The following is a 21,131-nucleotide window of genomic DNA, read 5'->3' as shown; positions in this document are numbered from 1 at the left end:
GGGGGTCAGGAGACGTCGACGGTGATGTCGTCGAGGACGAACGAGGTCTGCTTGGTGTAGTCCTCGGCGCCGGTGAACTTCAGCGTCACGCTCCGGCCCGCGTAGGCGGCGAGGTCGAAGGTGCGCTGCTGGTAGCCGGCGGCGGCCTTGGTGTTGTCGTAGCCGGCCAGGGTGGTGCCGTTGGCGGTGACGGTGAGGGTGTCGAAGGCGGTGGTGGTGGAGGCGGCGCTGTCGATGTGCAACCAGAAGCTCAGCCGGTAGCCGGCGCATCCGGTCGGCAGGGTGACGGTCTGGGACAGCGTGTCGGTGGTGGTGGCTCCGTTGCCGTCGAGCCAGGCGTCGTAGCCGCCGGTGCGGGCGGGCTCGCCGTTGCCGGAGTTGACGGTGCTGGTGCCGTCGCTGTTGGTCTCGGTCCAGCCGGCGGTGGAGCCGGTCTCGAAGCCGGGGTTGGTGATCAGTTGGGCGGCGGGGCAGCCGGTGCCGCCACCACCGGTGCCGGTGCCGGTGCTCTTGGCGAGCCAGGCGGTGGTGTTCAGGGCGAGGGCGGCGTCGGTGCCGGCCGGGTCGTTCCAGCCGTCGTAGAGGGTGTTGCCGGACTGGCCGGTGCCGTCGTCGATCGGGGAGGAGTCGCCCCAGATGGCGACCCGGCCGCTGCCGAAGGTGGAGGTGGCGAAGGCGGCGCCGGTGCTGCCGCTGTAGCCGGTGCGGTAGAGCAGGCCCTTGACGTTCGGGTTGTCGGCGGGCTTGAGGGTGAAGGTGGTGCCGTTGCGGATGATCGAGCCGGTGACCTTGCCGAACGGGCCGTTCAGCACCGGGTCGGTGGTGTCGGTGATCGCGCGCGGGTTGTCGGTGGTGAGGTTGAGCAGGTCGACGGAGAAGCCGAACGGGTCGGTGCTGTCGACGCTGTTGGTGGTCAGCAGGTCGTTGATGATCTTCGGGGAGTCCCAGCCGTCGTTGTTGCGGTCGCTCTGGGTGTGGTCGGAGATCAGGAACAGGCCGCCGCCGTTCTGCACGAACTTCATCACCGCGGTCTTCTCGGCGTCGCCGAGCCGGACGTTGGGCTCGGGCAGCACGAACGCGTCGAAGTTGGCGAGGTCGAGCGCGCCGCCGGTGCCGTAGCTGATGGTGTTGCCCGCCGGGAGGGTCTTCAGGCTGTAGCCGCCGGCCTTCTGCAGGGCGACGCCCCAGGCGGAGAGGGCGCCGGTCCAGGAGGTCTCGGTGGCGGGGTTGGCGTTCTGGGCGAGCGGGTCGGGCTGGCTGGTGGAGATGATCCAGTCGGCGTTGCCCGCGGTCTCGCCCTTGGTGTTGTCGAACAGCACCCGCTTGGGGGTGGCGGCGGCGGGCGCGGCGGCGGTCTGGGACTGGAGGGTGGCGGCTGCCGCGGCGGGGTGCGGCTGGACGGTCGCGGCGGCGACGGCGAGCAGCAGGCCGGTCGCGGCGAGGGCGGTCGGGCGGACGGCCTTGGAAGCCCTGATCATCTGTTGATCTCCTCTGCCGTGAGTGGGGGCGTCACCGGTGCGCGCTACGCGCGTAGGCGCACCGGAACGGTCCCATGGTGAGGTAATCGGGGCTTGAACGGAACACGTCGAGTCGGCGCGGCGCGCCCTGACACCGGATCAGCACACCTGCGGGGGAACGGAGACGGAGTGCCCGCCGCGGGCGCTCAGGCACGCGCGCGACGGGCACTCCTGGGGCGGCCGGTCCACCAACCGGCCACCCCGGCTCAGGGGGGCGACGGCCCGGGCGACGGCCCGGGCGTCGAGCCGGGCGTCGGGCCGGGCGTCGGCCCGGACATCGGGCCGGACATCGGCCCGGACGCGGGCCCGGGGTCAGCCGACCGCGGTGAGGCGGAAGGACTGGGCGGAGCCGCCGGTGCAGGCCCACTGCTGGAGGCGGGCGCCGTCGGCGGTGGAGACGTCGGTGACGTCCAGGCACTTGCCGCTGTTGCGGTTGACCAGCGTCCAACTGCCGTCGGACTGCTGGACCGGCTTGAACTGCTGGTTCGCGCCGGAGGACCACTGCCAGGTCTGGATCTTGGCCCCGTCGGCGGTGGCGGCCCCGGTGACGTCCAGGACCTGGGCGCCGGCCGCGGCGTTGCGGTTGGTGACGCGGTAGTAGCCGCCGTCGGTGGGGGTGAACTGCCACTGCTGGTTGGCCCCGGCGCCGCAGGCCCACTGCTGGACGGCGGTGCCGTTGGCGGTGCCCCAGCCGGTGGCGTCCACGCACTTGCCGGAGTTGGCGTTGGTCAGGGTGTACCAGGCCGCGGTGTTGACCGGCCCGCTCGGCGGGGTGGTGCCACCGCCGGTGGGGGCGCCGGGCCAGGTGAAGGTGGCGACCGCGCCGGCCGGGAGGTCGTAGACCAGGGAGCGCCCGCTGTCGCTGATCGAGAAGTGCTGCGAGCCGCCGGTGGCGTTGAGCACCACCGCGCCGCGCGAGCCGTCCGGGTTCAGGAAGGCGACGTCCTGGAGGCCGCCGCTGCCCTGGCTGGTGGAACCGATCCGGCGGGCGCCCGGCTTGACGAACTTGGAGACGTGGCCGAGCACGTAGTACTCGGCGTTCTTGCTGTAGCCGCCGCCCGAGACCTCCAGCACGCCGTTGCAGGTGGTGGAGCAGTTGCCGTACTGCGGGCCGCCGTTGGCGTCCAGGGCGACGTTCCACAGCACGGCGGTGCGGCCGCCGCTGCGCAGGTTGCGGATGATCAGGTTCTCGGTCTGCCACTTCAGGGTGCTGCTGAAGGTCTGCGCGGGGGTGGCGGAGTCGGTGCCGGTGCACTCGGTGAAGAACACCGCCTTCCCGGTGTTCGCCACCTGCTGCTCGGCCTCGGGCTGGCCGCCGTAGCAGTGGAACGCCGCGCCCTTGAGCCGGGCCACCGAGGCGTCCTGGGAGAGCACGCTCAGCGGGAAGGAGGTGTCGTCCCAGTTGTGGTCGTAGGCGTAGAGCTCGGTGGACAGCCCGGCGGCGGTCAGCTTGGTGTCCAACACCTTGATGAAGTCCGCCTGTTGGGCGGCCGTCATCCCGGTGGAGGGGTACGTGGTCTGGAACTTCGGCTCGTTGGCGACGGTCAGGTCGCTGATCGGGGCGCCGGCCGCGCCGTACGCCTGGACCGCCTTGACCAGGTAGTCGGCGAAGTCGCCGTAGTTCTCCGGCTTCAGGCTGCCGCCGTTGAGGGAGTTCGAGGTCTTCATCCAGGCGGGCGGCGACCACGGGGTGCCCATGATCCGGATGTTCGGGTTGACCGCGCGGGCCTGGTTGATCGCGGGCAGGATCTCCTGCTGGTCGCGGGCGATGGAGAACGAGCCCCTGGTGTCCTCGTACGAGTAGAACGGCAGGTGCGAGACGAAGTCGGAGGCGCCGAGCGGCTGGCGCAGGTAGGTGAGGCCGATGCCGCCGCCCGCGGTGGAGAACAGGTCGTTCATCAGGGCGGCCCGGGTGGTGGCGGACAGCCCGGCCACCAGGTGGGCGGAGGACTCGGTGAACGCGGCGCCGAAGCCGACCAGCGGCTGCTGCACGTCGGCCGCGTTGACCGCGATGTCCTGCGCCTGCGGGCTGGTGGCGGAGAACGCGACGGAGGCGGCCTGGGCCAGGCGGCTGCCGCCGTCGGCGGTGGTGATCCAGACCTGGGCGGTGGTGTCGGTGGCCTGGGCGGACGTCCCGCCGACGGTGACCAGGCCGGCGGCGGCCAGGGCGAGGGCCACGGCGGTGCGGACGGAGCGGTGCGGTCCGTGCATGGGGCGGCTCCTTGTGGGGGTGGGGAGTTGCGGGTGCGGGGTGGCGGAGTGGTGCGGCGGTGCGGTACGGGCGCGCAGGTGCGGGGGGCGGGGCGGTTCAGCGGTAGAGGCGGACGTCCGCGAGGCTCCACCAGGCGGGCGCGGTACCGGTGTTGGTGATCCGCAGGTAGCGGGCGCGGGTGCCGGGCGGCAGGTCGACGGTGGTCAGCTGGCCGGTGCCGGCGCCGGTGGCGAGGGGGTGCCAGCGGGCGCCGTCGTCACTCGCCTCGATCCGCCAACTGCGGGCGTAGTCGCCGAGGTTGTCGCCGCTGTCGAGGGCGATCCGGTCGAAGGCGGTGCGCCGTCCGAGGTCGATCCGCAGGTACTGGCCGGGGGTCTGGGCCGCGCCGCTGGACCACCGGGTGGCGGCGTCGGCGTCGATCGCCAGGTGCGCGTCGGCGTCGGCAGGCCGGGCGGTGGCGGTGGCCCCGGTGAGCGGGACTTCGCGCCGGTCGGGCTGCGGCGCACCGGACCCGGGCCAGCGGAAGGTGGCGAGCGCACCGCCGGGCAGCGTGTACGCGAAGCTCCGGCCGCCGACCGCGACGGCGAAGTCGCGCGGCGCGTCGTTCTCGTTGTGCACCACCAGCACGGTCGACCCGTCCGGGTCGGTGAACGCGACGTCGGCCAGCTGGCCGTTCCAACCCGGGGTGCCGAAGCTGGTGCTGGCGATCCGGACGGCGCCGGGGCGGACGAACTTCGACAGGTGGCCGACGGTGTAGTACTCGGCGCCGGTGCTGACGGTGCGGTCGTCGTGCACGGTCAGCAGGGCGGTGCAGGTGGCGCAGCCGCCGTTGTGCGGGCCGTCGTGCTCGTCCAGCGCGATGTTCCAATTGAGCACGGAGCGGGCCCAGTTGCGGGTCGCGCCGATGGTCAGGTTGCGGGCGTGCCAGGTGAGGGTGGACCGGAAGGTCTGGGCGGCGGTGTCGTCCGGGCCGTGCGAGCCGGAGCACTCGGTGAACCAGATGCCCTTGTCGGGGTGCGCGTCGTGCAGCGCGCTCTGCGCGGACGGGTCGCCCGCGTAGCAGTGGTAGGCCGTCCCGGCCAGCCACCTGGCGGCGTCGCTGTCCAGCAGCCGGTACGGGTAGTCGGTCTCCGGGTCCTCGCCGGGCGGGGTGCTGGCGACGTCGTCCGGGTGGGTGGTCCAGTTGTGGTCGTAGCCGAGGATCTCGGTGCGCGGGCTGGCCCGCTTCAGCAGCGGGCCGAGCGCCTCGATCACCTTCTCCTCCTGCTCGGCGGTCAGGTCGGTGCCCGGGTAGGCGCGGGGCTTGCGGTTCTGCGGCTCGTTCTGCACCGTCAGGTAGTCCACCGGGACGCCGGCCGCGGCGTACGCCTGGACGAACTTCACCAGGTAGCGGGCGTACGCGTCGTAGACCGCCGGGTCGTCCTTGAGCCGGCCCCCGACCAGCGAATCGCCGGTCTTCATCCAGGCGGGCGGGCTCCACGGCGTGGCGACCACCTTCAACTCCGGGTTGAGCCGCCGGGCCTGGCGCAGCAGCGGGAGAATCCGCTGCTCGTCGTGGGCGATCGAGAAGCGGCTCAGCGCGAAGTCGCTCTGCCCGGCCGGGACGTCGTCGTAGGTGTAGTGCGCGGCGGCGGCCGTGAAGTCGGAGGAGCCGATCGGCTGGCGGACCATGCTGATGCCGATCCCCCGCGCGGGGTCGAAGAGTTGACGCAGTGCGGCGTCCCGGTCGGCCGGGGGCAGGGAGCTCAGGACGGCGGCGGAGGAGTCGGTGATCGAGGCGCCGAAGCCGTCCATCCGCTGGAAGGTCCGCCCGGGGTCGACGGTGATGGTGGTGCGGGTGGAGGCGCCCGGGTGGAACGCCACCGACGGCCGCTGGTGCAGCAGTTCGGCGCCGTCCGGGGTGGTGACCCAGACCTCGACCCCGCCGGGCCGGTGCGAGGGCGCGGGGGCGGCCCCCAGCAGGCCGAGCGCCAGGGCGGCGGCCGTGGCAGTGCCGAGCACGCGTCGGTACATCGGTGGTCCTTCCGCTTCCTTCATGAAACGAAATGAAACATTTCTGCAATCCGGGTGGTGCGTTCAGGAAACGGCACCGGGTTTCCGCGTGTCAAGATTCCTGCACACCTTGAGAGTTGGGAGATGTAAGATCGCTTCCATGAAACGAAACGATGAAACACATGGGTAGACCGAAATCCACCCGGGTCACGGTGCGGGACATCGCGGCCGCCGCCGGGGTCTCCCCCGCGACGGTCTCCCGCGTCCTCACCGGTCAGGCCGCCGTCTCCGAGCCCACCAGGGCCGCCGTCCGGGACGCGATGCACCAGCTCGGCACGCCCGAGTCCGCGAGTGCGACCGCGAGCGCGGCAGCCGCCGCCCGACGGGCCGCCACCCCGCCGGGCGCGGTCTTCGTCCGCTGCCCGTACCTGCTCACCGACTACTTCGGCACCATCGTCACCGCCGTCGCCGAGGCGCTCGACCGGCACGGGCGGGAACTGATCCTCAGCGCGGGCGGCTCCGCCCAGCGCAACGGGGCGCTCGCCGGGCTGCCGCGCCGCCGCGACCTCGCCGGGGCGCTGCTGATCCTCCCGGTCGAGGAGAGCGCCGAACTGGAGCGACTGCGCCGCCAGGACGTCCCGTTCGTGGTCATCGACCCGCGCACGCCCGTCCCCCGGGACATCGCCGCCGTCTCCGCGTCCCACTTCACCGGCGCCCGCAACCTCACCGCCCACCTGGTCGCGCTCGGCCACCGGCGGATTGGCTTCATCAACGGCCCCGTCGACTGGCTCGCCTCCACCTCCCGCTTCGCCGGCCACACCGCCGCCCTCGCCGAGGCCGGCGTCCTGATCCCCCCGGAACTCGTCACCAGCATCGAACCCACCAGCGACTGGGGCCACACCGCCGCCGCCCGCCTCCTCGACCTCCCCCGGCCCCCCACCGCCCTGGTCGCCTTCAACGACAAGGCCGCCATCGGCGCCCTCCGCGCCGCCCACGAACGCGGCCTGCGCATCCCCGACGACCTCTCCATCGCCGGCTTCGACGACGACTACCTCAGCCGCACCTCCATCCCCACCCTCACCACCGTCCGCCAACCCCTCGAAGAACTCGGCGGCCTCGCCGTCAGCCTCCTCCTCCGCCTCATCGAAGGCACCGCCCTGGAGGCCCTGCACGTCGAACTCGCCACCGAACTCATCATCCGCGACTCCACCGGCCCGGTCCCGGACAACTGAGAAAGCCCCGCGGGCGGAGAAATCCCGCCCCCGGGTTCCCGATCATGGTCCTGGGCGGCCACAGAGGGGTAGGGCGGGCAGCGAGCCGGCCCGACGGACTGTCAGGAGGAGCCATGGACCCCGGCATCACGTTGCTGGCGACCACGGCGGGCACGCTGGTGATCAGCGTCACGGCGGCCTGGTTCAAGGCACGCGTGCAGGTGCGGCGCGAAAGGGAGTTGTCGCGCCGTCAGCACCTGCGAGCGCTTCCGGCGGGCAGCCGGATCGTCGACCTCGGCGAGCGCGGCATGCTGATCGAGGTCGGCGAGCGGAAGGGCTCCGCGCATGGACACCGATGACACCGGCTCACGGCGCACGGACGGCGGCTCGGTCTTCGGGAACGGCCGCCCCGTGGCGGCCGAGGCTGCCAGGGCAGCCCGACTGCGCGGCGAATTCCTGGACTTCATCGACCACGCCCATCCACGCATGATCCGGCTGCTGATGCTGCACGGAGTCGGCCGACAGGATGCCGAGGACGCCGCGCAAGAGGCGGTCCTGCAGGCTTGGCGCGAGGTGCTCGCCGGGCGATGGGAGTCGATCGTCAGCCCGCTTGCCTGGCTGCGCCGGGTCACTTGGAGCGTCCACCTGCGGCCGCCCGACCGGAAGCGAGTCCAACCGCTGATTGCGCTCGGCGTCGAACTACCCGAGACTCCCGCCGCCGGACCGGGGCACGCCGAACTCACCGACCAGATCGTCACCGTGCTGGCTGCCCTGTCAGCCCTCCCCGTCCTTCCCCGAGCCGTCATGGCCCTCACACTCGACGGCGCCACCGACTCGGAGATCGCCGACCTGCTCGACACCACCACGCAGAAGGTTCGCGACCTGCGTAAACAGGGCCGGACCGGTCTGCGCCACCTGATCCCCCACCCCGGCTCGGCGAAGGAGGATGCGCGATGAACCCCCACGAGGGTCTCCCCGACGACCGGCTCGACGCGCTGCTGCGCTCCGTCGCCGCCGACCTGTTCCAGCACGTGACGGCGACCACCGGCACCGGCCCGATGCTGGATGCTCTGATGGCTGCCGAGCAGAGCAGCAGCGGCCCCGCCCTACCGCTCGCACCCGAGGGTTCAGCCTTGATCACAGTCCGGGCCGTGGCCCGGAACCTCGGCCTCATCCACGATCTTGCCGAAGAACTCGCCGAAGTCGGCTCCTACAGTCACGACCCCCACCTCCGCGGTGCCGCCCGGACCGCACGCGGACTCATGGAAGCCATCATCAGGGTTTCCGGGCGGCCGGCTCTGGAATACACCGAAAGGTTCGAGGTCCGGAGGTCCCACGATGACGGTGGACTTCCTTTCCCGGACCGCACGGACCACGGCGAGGCGCACCGCTGGGAGCGCCGTCTCGTCGAGGAGGTCAAGGTCCGATCGGCCGACCTCGCCGAACGGCTCGTGTTCGTCGAGCCCCAGGTGTCCGACGCACCGCTGTTTCGGCAACTGTGGCGTGCCCTCGACGAGCACCCCGGCATCGCAGAGGCGATCAGCGTCGTCGACTCCCATCCGGCGTGGACCTGGGCCGGCCTGTGCCGCCTGGCGAGCCGGCAGGTGGACGCCTCCGGTGCCGACCTGACGCACCTGGACGTTCGGGTACTGAATGTGCTGGCCAACGTGCTCTGGTCCGACGCGACCCGCTGGCCGTCCAGGCTTGAGGAACACGTCCGGGCCTGCTCGGAAGAACTGCGGCCCGGTGTCTACCTGGTGGGGGGCGGTACCGCGCGGGAGGATGTCGGCCTGGGGCGGTGACGGGCAACGCAGAGGCCCGGTCGCTCCACGAGTGCGAAGCGGTCGGGCCTCTCGCCGGGGGCCGGTCAGCCGACCGAGGAGTACGCGATGATGCCGCGCCGCATGCCGTCGACCGCCTTGCGGGCGGTCTTGCGGAGGTCCGCGTTCTCGCCCGCCGCGTCCTGGATCTGGCCGAGGACGTCGATGAGTTGCTTGGTCCAGCGGACGAAGTCGCCGGCGGGCATGTCGGCGTCGCGCAGGACGGCGTCGAGGTCGTGGCCGAGGGCCCAGCGGTAGGCGGTCCAGGCGAAGCCGACGTCGGGTTCGCGCTGGCCGACGCCTTCGGCGGTGGAGATCTTGTGCTGTTCCTCCAGGGCGTCGAGCCGGCCCCAGATGCGGACCATCCGGCCGAGGGCCTCCTTGGCGCCGCCCTCGGGGACGCGGGGGGCGACCGCGTCGTCGGACTGGCGGGCCTCGTAGACCAGGGCGGAGGCGCAGGCGGCGAGTTCGGCGGCGGCCAGGCCGTCCCAGACGCCCTCGCGGATGCACTCGGCGGCGAGCAGGTCGAGTTCGCCGTAGAGCCGGGCCAGGCGCTTGCCGTCGTCGGTGACGGTGTCGCTGCGGAGGTAGCCGAGGTCGGTGAGCAGGCCGCAGACCCGGTCGAAGGTGCGGGCGATGGTGTGGGTGCGCGAGCGCATCCGGCGTTCGAGGAGTTCGGTGTCGCGGTGCAGGCGGTGGTAGCGCTCGGCCCAGCGGGCGTGGTCCTCGCGTTCGTCGCAGCCGTGGCAGGGGTGCTGGCGCAGGGCGGCGCGGAGCCGGCTGATCTCGGGGTCGTCGGCGGCGGCGGCGCGGCCCTTGCGGAAGCGCTCGGGTTCGAGGTGGCCGGCCTTGGTGCGCAGGGCGGAGGCGAGGTCGCGGCGGGACTGCGGGCTGCGCGGGTTGAAGGACTTGGGGATGCGCATCCGGTCCATCGCGGCGACGGGGTGCGGGAAGTCGATCATCGCGAGGCGCTTGACCTGGCGCTCGGCGGTGAGCACGACCGGGCGCGGCCCGTCCTGGAAGTCGGGGTGGCGGGGGCCGCCGCGGCCGTGCCCGTTGCGGCTGACCGGGGGCAGGCCGGGGTCGAGGACGAGGGCGAGGCCGGCGAACTTGCCGGTCGGGACGTGGATGATGTCGCCGGGCTTGAGCTGCTCGACGGCCTCGACGGCGGCGGCCCGGCGCTGCGAGGAGCCCTCGCGGGCGAGTTCGTTCTCGCGGTCCTTGAGTTCGCGGCGCAGCCGCATGTACTCGTCGAAGTCGCCGAGGTGGCAGGTCATCGACTCGCGGTAGCCGTCCAGCCCCTCCTCGTTGCGCTGCACCTGCCGGGCGATGCCGACCACCGAGCGGTCGGCCTGGAACTGGGCGAAGGAGGTCTCCAGCAGTTCCCGGGAGCGGTGCCGCCCGAACTGGCCGACCAGGTTGACGGCCATGTTGTACGAGGGGCGGAAGGAGGACTTGAGCGGGTAGGTGCGGGTGCCGGCCAGGCCGGCCAGCGCCTCCGGGTCGAGGCCGCGCTGCCACAGCACGACGGCGTGGCCCTCGATGTCGATGCCGCGGCGGCCGGCCCGGCCGGTGAGCTGGGTGTACTCGCCGGGGGTGATGTCGGCGTGGGTCTCGCCGTTCCACTTGACCAGCTTCTCCATGACCACCGAGCGGGCGGGCATGTTGATACCGAGGGCGAGCGTCTCGGTGGCGAAGACCGCCTTGACCAGGCCCTGGACGAACAGCTCCTCGACGACCTCCTTGAACCGGGGCAGCATGCCGGCGTGGTGGGCGGCGATGCCGCGCTCCAGGCCGTCCAGCCACTCGTAGTAGCCGAGGACGTGCAGGTCCTCGTCGGGGATGTCGCGGCAGCGCTCCTGGACGAACTGGCGGACCTTGGCGCGGTCGGCGTCCCGGTTCAGGCGCAGCCCGGAGTTGAGGCACTGCTGGACGGCGGCCTCGCAGCCGGCCCGGCTGAAGATGAAGGTGATCGCGGGCAGCAGGCCCTCGGCGTCCAGCCGGTCGATCACGTCGACCCGGCTCGGCGTCCAGACCCGGCCGGGGCGGCCGGCGGGCATCGAGCGGCCGCGGCCGCGGGCGAACCTGTCCCGGCCGCGGTCGGCCTCGGAGCGGGCCAGCCGCACCAGCTCGGGGTTGACCGCCTTGGCGGGGTTCTTCAGGCTGCCCTTGGGGCGGCCGTCCCGGTCGGGGCTGGCGAACAGGTCGTACATCCGGTTGCCGGCCATCACGTGCTGCCAGAGCGGGACGGGGCGGTGCTCGGAGACGATCACCTCGGTGCCGCCGCGCACGGTGTCCAGCCAGTCGCCGAACTCCTCGGCGTTGGAGACGGTCGCGGAGAGCGACACCAGGGTCACCGACTCGGGGAGGTGGATGATGACCTCCTCCCAGACCGCGCCGCGGAACCGGTCGGCGAGGTAGTGCACCTCGTCCATCACCACGTAGCCGAGGCCGTCGAGGGCGCTGGAGCCCGCGTACAGCATGTTCCGCAGGACCTCGGTGGTCATCACGACGACCGGCGCGTCCCCGTTGACGGAGTTGTCGCCGGTGAGCAGGCCGACCTTGGCCTGGCCGTAGCGCTTGACCAGGTCTCCGTACTTCTGGTTGGACAGCGCCTTGATCGGCGTGGTGTAGAAGCACTTGCGGCCGCCGGCCAGCGCCAGGTGGACGGCGAACTCGCCGACGATGGTCTTGCCGGAACCGGTCGGCGCGGCGACCAGGACGCCCTGGCCGCCCTCCAGCGTCCGGCAGGCGCGGAGCTGGAAGTCGTCGAGCGGGAAGTCGTACAGCTGCTGGAAGCCGTGGAGGGCGGTGGCCTGCTCCTTGGCGCGCTCGCGGGAGGCGGCGTACCGCTCGGCGGGGCTGAGCCGCTCCTCGGCCGCGGGGTCGAGCCGCTCTTCGGGCATGGGGCTGCCGGGCACTGGCGTCACCTTTTCTTCCCGTGGGTGTGGCTGGACGAGAACGCAGACGGCGACGCCTGCGGCTGCGGGGCCGTGGCCCGGGCGGGCGACGGGGCGCAGCGGGTGCTTGGGGTGTGGTGATCGAGCATCTCAGCCTGAGATTACCCGTCCGGAGTGACATCAACATCAGACTTTTCCGGCACTTCTCCGGCTGCGTGCCCATGTCAGGGCAGCTGTCGCCGCCGGTCGGGCGGGGCGCGGAAAACCGGGTGACTGTCGAACGGGTGTGCCGCTACCGTCCTCGTGTGGCCAAGTTGAACCAGATCATCGCCGTGGAAAAAGGCGTCAAGTCGAAGTCGTTCCAGGAGCTGACGCAGTCCCACCAGGACTTGCAGAAGCCCGCGCTGCTGGCCGGCCTCTCCCGGACGTACCAGCCCAAGGACGAGGAGGGCGAGCAGCTGCCCCCCGAGTCGACCCGGGTGCAGGTGAAGGCGGAGGACGTGCTGCGGGCGACGGCGGCGACGCTGACCCGGCTGTTCGACGTGACGGCCACCAAGGACTGGGCGAACACCGAGGCCCGGGCCGACGTGGTGGTGGACGGGCGGACGCTGGTGGCGGGCGCGCCCGTGACGTACCTGCTCTTCCTGGAGAAGCAGCTCACCGACCTGCGGACGTTCGTCCGCAAGCTCCCGGTGCTGGACGCCGCGGAGGCGTGGTCGCTCGCCCCCTCGACGGACGCGTGGAAGACCGAGGCGGTGCGGACGATCCGCACCAGGAAGGTGCCGCGCAACCACGTGAAGGCGGAGGCGACGGAGAAGCACCCGGCGCAGGTCGAGGTCTACTACGAGGACGTGCCGGTCGGGTACTGGACGACGGTGAAGTTCTCCGGCGCGCTGCCGGCCCGGCGGGTGAACGAGCTGCTGGAGCGGGTGGAGAAGCTCCAGCAGGCGGTGCAGTTCGCCCGCGAGGAGGCGAACGGGGCGGAGGTCACCGACCGGCGGGTCGGCGACGCCGTCTTCGGCTACCTGTTCGGGTAGCCCCATGATCGCCCCCGGGTGAGACCGGGGGTGGCGCGAAGAGCGCAAGCTGACACTGAGGTTGAAGCTGAATCCGGGGAACGGTGGGGGTTCGAGTCCCTCCCCCGGCACCACGTGCCGGGGTGGCCCAAATGGTAGAGGCACCCCTTGAAACTCAGACTCTCGCTCAAGTCTCAGCATTCGCCGCCGAGCGCCGGATCGACCGGACGGGGCCAATAGCGTCGGATGGGGGTTCGACTCCCTCCTGCGCCTCTCCATGGCGCGGTAGCTTCAACGGTAAAGCAAACGCTTTGAGCATGATCACCGTCCTTAAACGTGCCGGTGCGCAACAATTGGGTGGCACACAGGGGCCCGGGAGCCGGATACCGCTCCCGGGCCCCGTCACGTTCCGGGCCGGTCGCACCGCGTCGCGCCGGTTCCCCGGGGAGGGGTGCCGGAATCACGTACACGTGAACTGCTCACATCCGGAGTTGCAAATGTCTTCATGTGGTCAGTGAATCGACGCTCATCGATCACGGCTGGGCCAGAAACGAAAGATTCCGGTCAACAGTCGGCCGCGGTGCGATCCCGTTCCTACAGTCGTGCCGACCGACCCGGCCACGACAGGAGGACAGGCGATGGCGAATCTCGAAACCTCGCTCAAGGAAGCCATGACCATTGAAGGTGCCATCGGGGTGGCCCTGGTGGACTACGGCAGCGGCATGGCGCTCGGCACCCTGGGGGACGGCGGGGACATCGACCTGAACGTCGCCGCGGCCGCCAATACGGACCTCGTCCGTGCCAAGATGCGGGCGATGGAAATGCTCAACCTCCACGACGACGGCATCGAGGACATCCTGGTCACCCTGACCAACCAGTACCACCTGATCCGGCCGCTCACCACGTCCAGCGGACGCGGCCTGTTCCTGTACCTCGCGCTGAACCGCAGCCGGTCCAACCTCGCCATGGCCCGGCACCAGTTGAAGCGGATCGAGTCGACGCTGGAGGTCTGAGCGCGGGACGGCGGCCTGCGTGCCGTCGGAGAGGGGAGGAAGCATGCCCGTACCGCTGTACCAGGCCAAGGCCGAGTTCTTCCGGATGCTCGGCCACCCGGTGCGAATCCGGGTCCTCGAACTGCTCCAGGCCGGCCCGACGCCGGTGCGCGACCTGCTGCCCGAGCTGGACATAGAACCGTCCAGCCTCTCCCAACAGCTCGCCATCCTGCGCCGCTCCGGCCTGGTCACCGCGACCCGCGAGGGCTCGACGGTGGTCTACGCCCTGGCCGGCGCGGACGTCGCCGAGCTGCTCCGGACGGCCCGGCGCATCCTGACCGAACTGCTCGCCGACCAGGGCATGCTGCTGGAGGAACTGCGCGCCGCGCGCTAGGCCCTGTCCGGCCGGGAGCGGCCCGCCGCACGGGCAGCGCCCCGGTACGGCGGGCCTCCGGGGCGGCCGGGGCGGCTAGGGCTGCGCGGTGAGGCGGAAGCTCTGGGCGGCGCCGTTGTCGCAGGTGCGCTGGACGAGTTGGACGGAGTCGGTCGCCGCGGTGGTGGCGACCGCGAGGCACTTGCCGCTGTGGCGGGCCACGAAGTGCTGGGTGCCGGCGGGTTCGGCGACGGCGCGCCACTGCTGGTTGGTGCCGCCGGCGTAGGCCCAGAGCTGGAGCGGGGCACCGTCGGCGGTCGACCGGTCGGTGACGTCGACGACCTGGTCGGGGTTGTTGCGGGCGGCGAGGCGGACGTAGCCGCCGTCGGTGGGGGTGAGCCGGAACTGCTGGGCGGTGGTGCCGTTGCAGGCGTACTGCTGGACGGCGGTGCCGTTGGCGGTCGCGGCGGCGCGGGCGTCCGCGCACCGGCCGTTGGCCTGGGAGGTCAGGGTGTACCAGGGGTCGGTGGGGCGGGCGCCCCGCCCAGCCACTTGAGGGCGTCGACCAGCATCCGGTTCTGGGTGGCGGAGGCGAAGGTCGAGGACGTCCGGGTGTTGGTGCTGTAGTTCATCGCGTTGTGGCCGAAGTTGGCGTAGAGCATCCGGTACTGGGTGTTGGTCCACAGCACGGGGTAGTCACCGCTGTACCAGGACTGGTTGGGGTCGGTGCCGAGCGGGAAGCTCGACGGGTCCACCGAGGCGAGCACCTTGATCGCGGGGTTGGCCCGCAGGTTGTTCGACCAGCTGTACCACTCGCTGACCGAGGAGGTCCAGGTCGCCGGGAGCGAGGCCGCGGCGGGGTGGGTGCCGTTCTCGGTGCGCAGCACGGCGGTGGTGGGGCCCCAGGTGTTGGAGCGGAAGTTGCCGCTGCCGAGGAACTGGTTGTAGTACCAGTTCCAGCTCGCGGCGTCGGTGGTGAACGCGGAGACGTGGAAGCCCAGCCAGGCGCCGCCGCCCCGCATGTAGCGCTCGAACCCGGCCCGCTGGGCGGCGCTCTGCGGGGCGTCGTCGAGGAACAGGACCACGTCGTAGGCGTCGACGCCGCCGTTGGCGAGCAGGTTCCAGTCGGTGGTGGCGGTGTAGCTGAAGTTGTTGGCCGCGGCCGTCTTCGGGAACCAGTCGTTGGCTTCCTTGTCGAAGTCGATGTGGGCCGCGTCCCAGGTGCCGCTGTAGAAGGCGATCACCTTGAAGTCGGGGACGGCCGCGGCGGCGCGGGTGCCCGGGGCGGCCAGGCCGAACAGCAGGGCGAGCAGGGCGAGGACGGCGGGTACGAGTCGTTTCAAGGACGGTTCGCGAACGAACACGGGTGCTCCTCGGCGTGGGGGGCGGGGCCCGGCGGTGGGAGCGCCGAGGGGCGCGCCGCGCCCCGCTTCTCTGAGCCGGGAACCTAAAGGTCTGAACCAGACACGTCAAGGGTTCTCGCCTTCGCCTCTTGAACGCACAACGCCGATTCCGGGCCCGGATTGTGAGGTTGTGTCAGTTCTGGCGTGAAGTCTTGACGCCGGGAGCACCTGCCGGTTGAATCAGCCGATCGCGTCGGCCGACCGCATCAGCCGGTCGCGTCAGCCGGCGCCCTCCGCGGTCAGCATCCGGAAGTCGTAGGCCCGCGGAAGCTCCGCACCGCCGACGGCCGGGGCGGTGGCGCGCCGGTGGGCGAACCAGAGCTCGTGCAGGGAGCCCTCACCCTCGCGAAGGTCGGCGAGTTCGATGCCCTCGCGCAGCAGCCGTCCGCAGCGCTCCGGGGCGCCGCTGTCCAGCGCGGCCCGGGCCTCCGTCCAGCGGACCCGGCCGGCGGCGCGGTCGGCCGGGGCCAGCGCGTCCAGGCGGTCCAGCACCTCTCCGGGGTGTCCGGCGCGGAGCAGGACGGCGGCGCTCTCCAGGACGAGCGGCAGCAGGGCGGGGGCGAGGTCGAGCGCCCGGCGGTAGGCGTGGACGGCGTCGTCGAGCCGGTCGGTGTGCGCGGCGAGGGCGGCGAGGCTGCGCCAGGCCCAGGCGGTGGGGCGGTGTTCGAGCGAGCGCCGCCAGGCCGCGCGGGCGGCGGCGTGGTCGCCGGCGCGGGCGTGCAGGGTGCCGAGGTGGAGGTGGGCGAGCCAGTTGTCGGCGGCGGCCAGCAGCGGCGTCCAGGCCGGGTCGATCTGGTAGGAGACCGGCGGGCGGTCCGGGTCGCCGGGGGTGAGCGTGCCGTGGGTGAGGAGTTCGAGCCAGGGCTGCTGCTCGGGGCCGAGGGTGCGGTCGGGGAAGGGAGTGCCGGGGGTGGGCAGCGGGCCCTGGCCGGCCCGGGCGCGGCGGTGCTGCTCCAGCGCGCCCCAGCCGGAGCCGCTCTGCAGAACCTCCTCGGGTGCGCGGTCGACCCAGTCGGCGGCGGCTTCGAGTTCGGCGTCCAGGAGGTGCTGCGGGAGGAGGGCGTCCAGGGCGTGCTCGGCCGCGTCGTGGGCCGCCGTCCAGTCCTCGCCGTGGACGGCGGCGGGGTCGGCCTCCAGCAGTCCGTAGGCCTCGGTCCAGGCCCAGCGGGCGCCGGCCGGCATCGGGAGGTGTTCGAGCTGGGTGCGGGCGAGGCCGGCCTGGATCTCCAGGTAGGCCAGGCCCGGTTCGGCGAGCCACTCCTGCCAGTGCCGGCCGCCCTCGCCCTGGCCCCAGAGGAAGAGCTTGCGGCCGCGGAGCCGTTCGGTGGAGGCCTGGACCAGGCCCCGGCCGCTGCCGTCCAGGGCGGTGATCCAGCGCCGCCGGCCGGCCGGGAGGTCGAAGAAGTAGTCGGCGGCGTCCCGGGCGAGGGTGGTACGGCTGAGGTCGGTGCCGTCGGGGGCCGGGAGGGCGACCCGGCGGACCCGGCGGTCGTAGGAGAACTGCCAGGCGGCGTCGGCCGGGGCCAGCACCCGGACGTCGGGGGCCTCGGGGACGGCGATGTTGGACCACCAGTACATCGGGACGGTGTGCTCGCGCGGGTTGGTGATCCGGACGTGCACCAGCAGCACCGGGGAGTCGTCCGGGAGGCAGGCGTCGATCTGGAAGACCACGCCGCGGATGCGCTCGTACTCCCACATCCGCAGCACCGGGGTGCCGTCCGGGCGGGTGAGGCGGGCGGCGTGCAGCGGCTCGCAGGTGGTCGGGGTGTGGCCGATGGTGCCGATGTTCCACTCGACGCCGCCGGCCGGCCAGGCGCCGCGCAGGGCGAGGTTGGCGGGCTGGAACACCGGGTTGCGGAACAGCAGTTCGCGGCCGGTCGGCTTGTGGACCAGGGACTGGAGCCGGCCGCCCGCGGCGAGCAGGAAGACCGCGCGCAGGGTGTCGTTCTCCAGCACCGCCACGGGGTGGTCGGCGGGCGCCCGCTCCCGGGTGTAGCCGTCCTGCACCAGGTAGGGCAGGACGGAGGGCACCCGGCCGTAGCCGATGTTGCGGCGCATCTCCTCGTCGGCCTCGTCGGCGTCCTCGACCTGGTGCGCGTCCACGCCGGTGAACAGCGGGGGAGGGGTTGACGGGGCCGACCGGCGCGGTCGGCAGCGTCAGGGTGGCAAGCCGGAGCTCACTCATCTGCGGGTCTGCCTCTTCGGAGTCTGCGGAGTCTGCGGGGTCTTCTGGGCCTGCGGAGTCTTCTGGGCCTGCGGAGTCGGGGGCCGGGCCGCCGGCCGGCCCCGGTGAGGGGGCCGGCGGCCGAAGCGGGCTCGCTGGCTGGCTACTTGACGCTGCCGGAGGTGAGTCCGGCCTTCCAGTGCCGCTGGAGCAACAGGAACATCACCACGATCGGGACGACCGAGAGCAGCGCGCCGGTGATGATCAGGTTGTAGGGGACGGTCTGGCCGCGCTGCTCCTTCCACGCGACCAGGCCGACGGTGACCGGCTGGAGGCGGTCGTCGGCGAGCATCAGCGAGGGCAGCAGGTAGTTCGTCCAGATCGTCACGAACTGGAACAGGCCGACGGTGACCAGCGAGGGCCGCAGGACCTTCAGGGCGATGGACCGGAAGATCCTGAACTCGCCCGCGCCGTCGATCCGGCCGGCCTCCAGCAGTTCGTCGGGCACCGCGGCGGCGGCGTAGATCCGGGACAGGTACACCCCGAACGGGCTGACCACGCTGGGGATGAACACCGCCCAGAAGGTGTTCACCAGGTGGGTCGCGGAGAACATCAGGTACAGCGGCAGGGCGAACAGCGGGGCGGGCAGCAGGACGGCGCCCAGGACGGTGTTGAAGACAGCCTCCCGGCCGCGGAAGGCGTACTTCGCCAGCACGTAGCCCGCCATCGCGGACAGCAGGGTGGCGACGGCCGCGCCGCCGACGGCGTAGAGCAGGCTGTTGAGCAGCCAGCGGCCGTAGATGCCGTGCTGGACGCCCAGCAGCTCGGAGACGTTGCGCACCAGTTCGATCCGCCCGGCGAACCAGAAGCCGTTGCTGGAGAAGAGGTCGCCGCTGCCCTTGGTGGCGGAGACCACCAGCCACCACACGGGTAGCAGGGAGTAGAGCGCCGCGAGCACCAGGACGGCGAGCGTCCCGAAGCGCCCGGCGGGGTGGGCGGCCCGGGCCGGGCCCCTCGACGTGTCCTTCACAGGGCCGCTCCGCGCTTGTTGACGAACCGCATGAACCCGAACGAGAGGACGAAGATCACCAGCGCGAGGAGCACCGAACGGGCGGCGGCGGCCTGGTAGTTGTTGGCCGCGACCTCGTTCTGCGCGGCCATGATCGGGGTCCAGTCGCCGGACAGCGCGGGGGCGACGGCCCGCATGATGACCGGCTCGTTGTAGAGCTGTGCGGTGCCGATGATCGAGAACACCGTGGTCATCACCAGGGCGGGCCGCACCATCGGGATCTTGATGTGCCAGGCGAGCCGCCAGCCGGTGCAGCCGTCGAGTTCGGCGGCCTCGGCGTACTCGCCGGGGAGCGCCTTGAGCGCGGAGTGGATGACGATCGTGTTGTAGCCGGTCCAGCCCCAGGTCAGCATGTTGCCCACCGACCAGGGCAGCATGCCCGCGGAGGTGAAGTCGACGTGCAGGCCGAGGTCGGAGAGCGCCCGGGTGACCGGGCTGACGTCCGGCTGGTAGAGGAAGGACCACATCAGGCCGCCGATCACGCCGGGGATCGCGTACGGCAGGAAGAGGGCGAGCCGGAAGAAGCGCTTGCCGGGGGTGCGGCGGGCGTCGAGCAGCAGGGCCAGCAGCAGCGCCAGGCCCAGCATCAGCGGCACCTGGACGAGGCCGATCAGCAGCACCCGGAGGACGGAGGAGGTGAACGCGCGGTCCGCCAGCGCCTCGGTGTAGTTGGCCAGGCCGGCGAAGGCGGTGGTCGGGGGCGTGAGCCCGAGGCCGGAGCGGTGCAGCTTGAACAGGCTCTGGTGGACGGCGTAGCAGATCGGCGCGATGAAGGTGAGGACGAACAGGGTGCCGAACGGGAGCAGGAAGCCCAGCGGCGTCCAGCGGCGCCAGTCGACGGCGCGGGGCCGCGGGGCGTCCGGCGGGGTGGGCCCGGGGCGCTCGCGCGGGGGCGCCGGGGCCGGGGCGGTGGGGGACGGGTGCATGGTCAGCCGACTTCCATGCCCTGGGTCTTCATCTCGGCCAGGGTCTGGGCCTGGGTGTCGGCCAGCGCGGCGTCCAGGGTGGTGGTGCCGGTGCCCGCCTTGCCGAGGCCGTCGCCGAGCGCGCCGGAGGTCTTGGTCATCACCGGGCCCCACTGGAAGCCGGGTCGACGTGGGCGGCGGCGTCCTTGAAGACGTCGAAGACCCGCTGGCCGCCGTAGAACGGGTCGGGCTCGGCCAGGGCCGGGTTGTCCAGGCCGGAGAGGGCGGCGGGGTAGATGCCGGTCTCCTTGATCAGGTTGCCGACGCCGGCCGGGTCGGTGCCGAACCAGTGGGCGAACTCGACGGCCTGGGCGGGGTTCTTGCAGCCCTTCAGGACGGCGTTGGGGGTGCCGCCGGCGTTGCCCGCGGCGGGGGTGGCCGCGTCCCAGACCGGCATCGGGGCGACGGCCCAGTTGCCGGCGGTCTGCTTGACGCTGTCGGCCAGGATCGGGGTGTCCCAGACCGCGTTGACGTCGGAGAGGATGCTGCCCTCGCCCATGCCCTGGTAGAGGGCGGTGTCGAAGCTCGGCACGACCTTGACCAGCTTCCGGTCGATCAGGTCCTGCCAGAACGCGGCGACCTTCTTCGTCGCCGGGTCGTCCAGGTTCACGGTCCACTTGTCGCCGCTGGTGCCGAACCACTTGGCGCCGGCCTGCCAGGCGAGGCCGGCGAAGTTGTAGGCGTCGTTGCCGAAGTAGCCGATGTAGGCGTTCGGGTCGGCGGCGTGGATGGCCGCGGCGTCGGCGGCGTACTCGTCCCAGGTCTTCGGGGCCTGCTGGATGCCGTACTTGGCGAACAGGTCCTTGCGGTAGATGAACGCCATCGGGGCGGTGTCCACCGGCAGGCCGTAGGTGTGTCCGGCCACCCCGGACTGCGCGAACGCCCAGGACGCGTACTCCTTCGCGTACGGCGCGGCGGCGGGGGTGACGTCCTGGAGGGCGCCGGCGGCGGCGAAGGTGGGCAGCGTCTCGAAGCCGACCATGGCCACGCAGGGGGCGTTGCCGGCCTTCACGGCGCTGAGCAGCTTGGTGTAGCCGCCCTTGGAGCCGGGCGAGATCTTGCTGTAGACGACCTTGACGTCCGGGTGGGTGGAGTTGAAGAGCTCGACGGACTTCTCGTAGCCGGGGGCCCAGCCCCAGAACTCGATGGTGACCGGCCCGGCGGAGTGGCCCGCCGATCCGTCCGACCCGCAGGCGGCCGTGCCGGCCAGGGAGGCGAGCGCCACGGCGAGGGTGAGCGTTCTGAGCGCGCGGTTCTTCATGAGGAGGTCCTGTTCTGCTGCCTGCCGCGAGCGGACTCGGCCCCGGCGCGGCGGTGGGGGCCCGCTGAACACCCCGGGCCGTTAATTCGGCTAGTGTGTTAATTAAGGCTCGGGGCTGTCAAGGGGTGCGGTGGGCCGTTGCACAAACGCGACGAACGGCCGCCCCCGCCGAACCGGTCGGGCAAAATGCCTGACGGCGGGGGGAGTTGACCCGCCCCACCGCATGCCGCAGGCGC

At 72.0% G+C, this 21,131-nt stretch carries 16 protein-coding genes and 1 pseudogene; 7 read left to right on the top strand and 10 right to left on the bottom strand.

The features are described from left to right. Nucleotides 1-5: 5 nt before the first annotated feature. From QMQ26_RS31640 to QMQ26_RS31630, 3 genes are all read right to left on the bottom strand, one after another. On the bottom strand, nucleotides 6-1,478 hold the full coding sequence (locus QMQ26_RS31640; RefSeq protein WP_282203618.1) for a carbohydrate binding domain-containing protein: 1,473 nt from the start codon (nucleotides 1,476-1,478) through the stop codon (nucleotides 6-8). 351 nt (nucleotides 1,479-1,829) lie between these two features. After that, nucleotides 1,830-3,728 (bottom strand): RICIN domain-containing protein, encoded by a 1,899-nt coding sequence (locus QMQ26_RS31635; protein WP_282203617.1) that lies wholly within the window; start codon nucleotides 3,726-3,728, stop codon nucleotides 1,830-1,832. Nucleotides 3,729-3,825: 97 nt separating this feature from the next. Next, nucleotides 3,826-5,742, bottom strand: coding sequence for a discoidin domain-containing protein (locus QMQ26_RS31630; RefSeq protein WP_282203616.1), 1,917 nt, complete (start codon nucleotides 5,740-5,742; stop codon nucleotides 3,826-3,828). Nucleotides 5,743-5,903: 161 nt separating this feature from the next. Between QMQ26_RS31630 and QMQ26_RS31625 the strand changes: the two genes are divergently transcribed. The 4 genes from QMQ26_RS31625 to QMQ26_RS31610 all read left to right on the top strand — a co-directional run bounded on the left by QMQ26_RS31625 (nucleotide 5,904) and on the right by QMQ26_RS31610 (nucleotide 8,734). Then, on the top strand, nucleotides 5,904-6,953 hold the full coding sequence (locus QMQ26_RS31625; RefSeq protein ID WP_282203615.1) for a LacI family DNA-binding transcriptional regulator: 1,050 nt from the start codon (nucleotides 5,904-5,906) through the stop codon (nucleotides 6,951-6,953). Nucleotides 6,954-7,066: 113 nt separating this feature from the next. After that, nucleotides 7,067-7,291 carry a hypothetical protein gene (locus QMQ26_RS31620; protein WP_282203614.1) on the top strand — a complete coding sequence of 75 codons (225 nt, stop codon included), beginning with the start codon at nucleotides 7,067-7,069 and terminating at the stop codon, nucleotides 7,289-7,291. Then, nucleotides 7,278-7,889, top strand: a complete 612-nt coding sequence (locus QMQ26_RS31615; protein WP_282203613.1) for an RNA polymerase sigma factor — start codon at nucleotides 7,278-7,280, stop codon at nucleotides 7,887-7,889. The genes QMQ26_RS31620 and QMQ26_RS31615 overlap by 14 nt, the downstream gene beginning before the upstream one ends. Next, on the top strand, nucleotides 7,886-8,734 hold the full coding sequence (locus QMQ26_RS31610; protein ID WP_282203612.1) for a hypothetical protein: 849 nt from the start codon (nucleotides 7,886-7,888) through the stop codon (nucleotides 8,732-8,734). Before QMQ26_RS31615 ends, QMQ26_RS31610 begins: the two co-directional genes overlap by 4 nt. Nucleotides 8,735-8,799: 65 nt before the next feature. On the opposite strand, the gene QMQ26_RS31605 is transcribed toward QMQ26_RS31610, so the two are convergent. After that, on the bottom strand, nucleotides 8,800-11,658 hold the full coding sequence (locus QMQ26_RS31605; RefSeq protein WP_282206655.1) for a DEAD/DEAH box helicase: 2,859 nt from the start codon (nucleotides 11,656-11,658) through the stop codon (nucleotides 8,800-8,802). A gap of 299 nt (nucleotides 11,659-11,957) precedes the next feature. On the opposite strand from QMQ26_RS31605, the gene QMQ26_RS31600 reads away from it, so the two are divergent. From QMQ26_RS31600 to QMQ26_RS31590, 3 genes are all read left to right on the top strand, one after another. Beyond that, a complete protein-coding gene (locus QMQ26_RS31600) occupies nucleotides 11,958-12,689 on the top strand; it encodes a DUF7873 family protein (RefSeq protein ID WP_282203611.1) in 732 nt (243 codons plus the stop codon). 617 nt (nucleotides 12,690-13,306) lie between these two features. Further along, entirely contained in the window at nucleotides 13,307-13,681 is a 375-nt protein-coding gene (locus QMQ26_RS31595; protein ID WP_100839264.1) for a hypothetical protein, read from the top strand. Nucleotides 13,682-13,724: 43 nt separating this feature from the next. Then, nucleotides 13,725-14,054: an ArsR/SmtB family transcription factor gene (locus tag QMQ26_RS31590; protein WP_100839265.1), complete on the top strand. Its 330-nt coding sequence runs from the start codon at nucleotides 13,725-13,727 to the stop codon at nucleotides 14,052-14,054. A gap of 75 nt (nucleotides 14,055-14,129) precedes the next feature. Here QMQ26_RS31590 and QMQ26_RS31585 read toward each other — a convergent pair. From QMQ26_RS31585 to QMQ26_RS31560, 6 genes and pseudogenes are all read right to left on the bottom strand, one after another. Beyond that, nucleotides 14,130-15,397: pseudogene (locus QMQ26_RS31585) on the bottom strand (ThuA domain-containing protein). Nucleotides 15,398-15,655: 258 nt separating this feature from the next. Continuing rightward, on the bottom strand, nucleotides 15,656-17,539 hold the full coding sequence (locus QMQ26_RS31580) for a DUF5107 domain-containing protein (RefSeq protein WP_282203610.1): 1,884 nt from the start codon (nucleotides 17,537-17,539) through the stop codon (nucleotides 15,656-15,658). A 224-nt stretch (nucleotides 17,540-17,763) separates the two neighbouring features. Further along, nucleotides 17,764-18,630 (bottom strand): carbohydrate ABC transporter permease, encoded by an 867-nt coding sequence (locus QMQ26_RS31575; protein WP_282203609.1) that lies wholly within the window; start codon nucleotides 18,628-18,630, stop codon nucleotides 17,764-17,766. Next, nucleotides 18,627-19,595 (bottom strand): carbohydrate ABC transporter permease, encoded by a 969-nt coding sequence (locus QMQ26_RS31570; protein WP_282203608.1) that lies wholly within the window; start codon nucleotides 19,593-19,595, stop codon nucleotides 18,627-18,629. The genes QMQ26_RS31575 and QMQ26_RS31570 overlap by 4 nt, the downstream gene beginning before the upstream one ends. A 2-nt stretch (nucleotides 19,596-19,597) precedes the next feature. Beyond that, nucleotides 19,598-19,735 (bottom strand): hypothetical protein, encoded by a 138-nt coding sequence (locus tag QMQ26_RS31565; protein ID WP_282203607.1) that lies wholly within the window; start codon nucleotides 19,733-19,735, stop codon nucleotides 19,598-19,600. After that, nucleotides 19,735-20,895 (bottom strand): ABC transporter substrate-binding protein, encoded by a 1,161-nt coding sequence (locus QMQ26_RS31560; RefSeq protein ID WP_282203606.1) that lies wholly within the window; start codon nucleotides 20,893-20,895, stop codon nucleotides 19,735-19,737. Before QMQ26_RS31560 ends, QMQ26_RS31565 begins: the two co-directional genes overlap by 1 nt. Nucleotides 20,896-21,131: the final 236 nt, after the last annotated feature.

It is taken from the genome of Kitasatospora fiedleri (assembly GCF_948472415.1).
Lineage (GTDB): Bacteria > Actinomycetota > Actinomycetes > Streptomycetales > Streptomycetaceae > Kitasatospora > Kitasatospora fiedleri.
The sequence above is the reverse complement of the archived record's forward strand: the minus strand, read 5'-3'. Positions and strand labels throughout refer to the sequence as shown.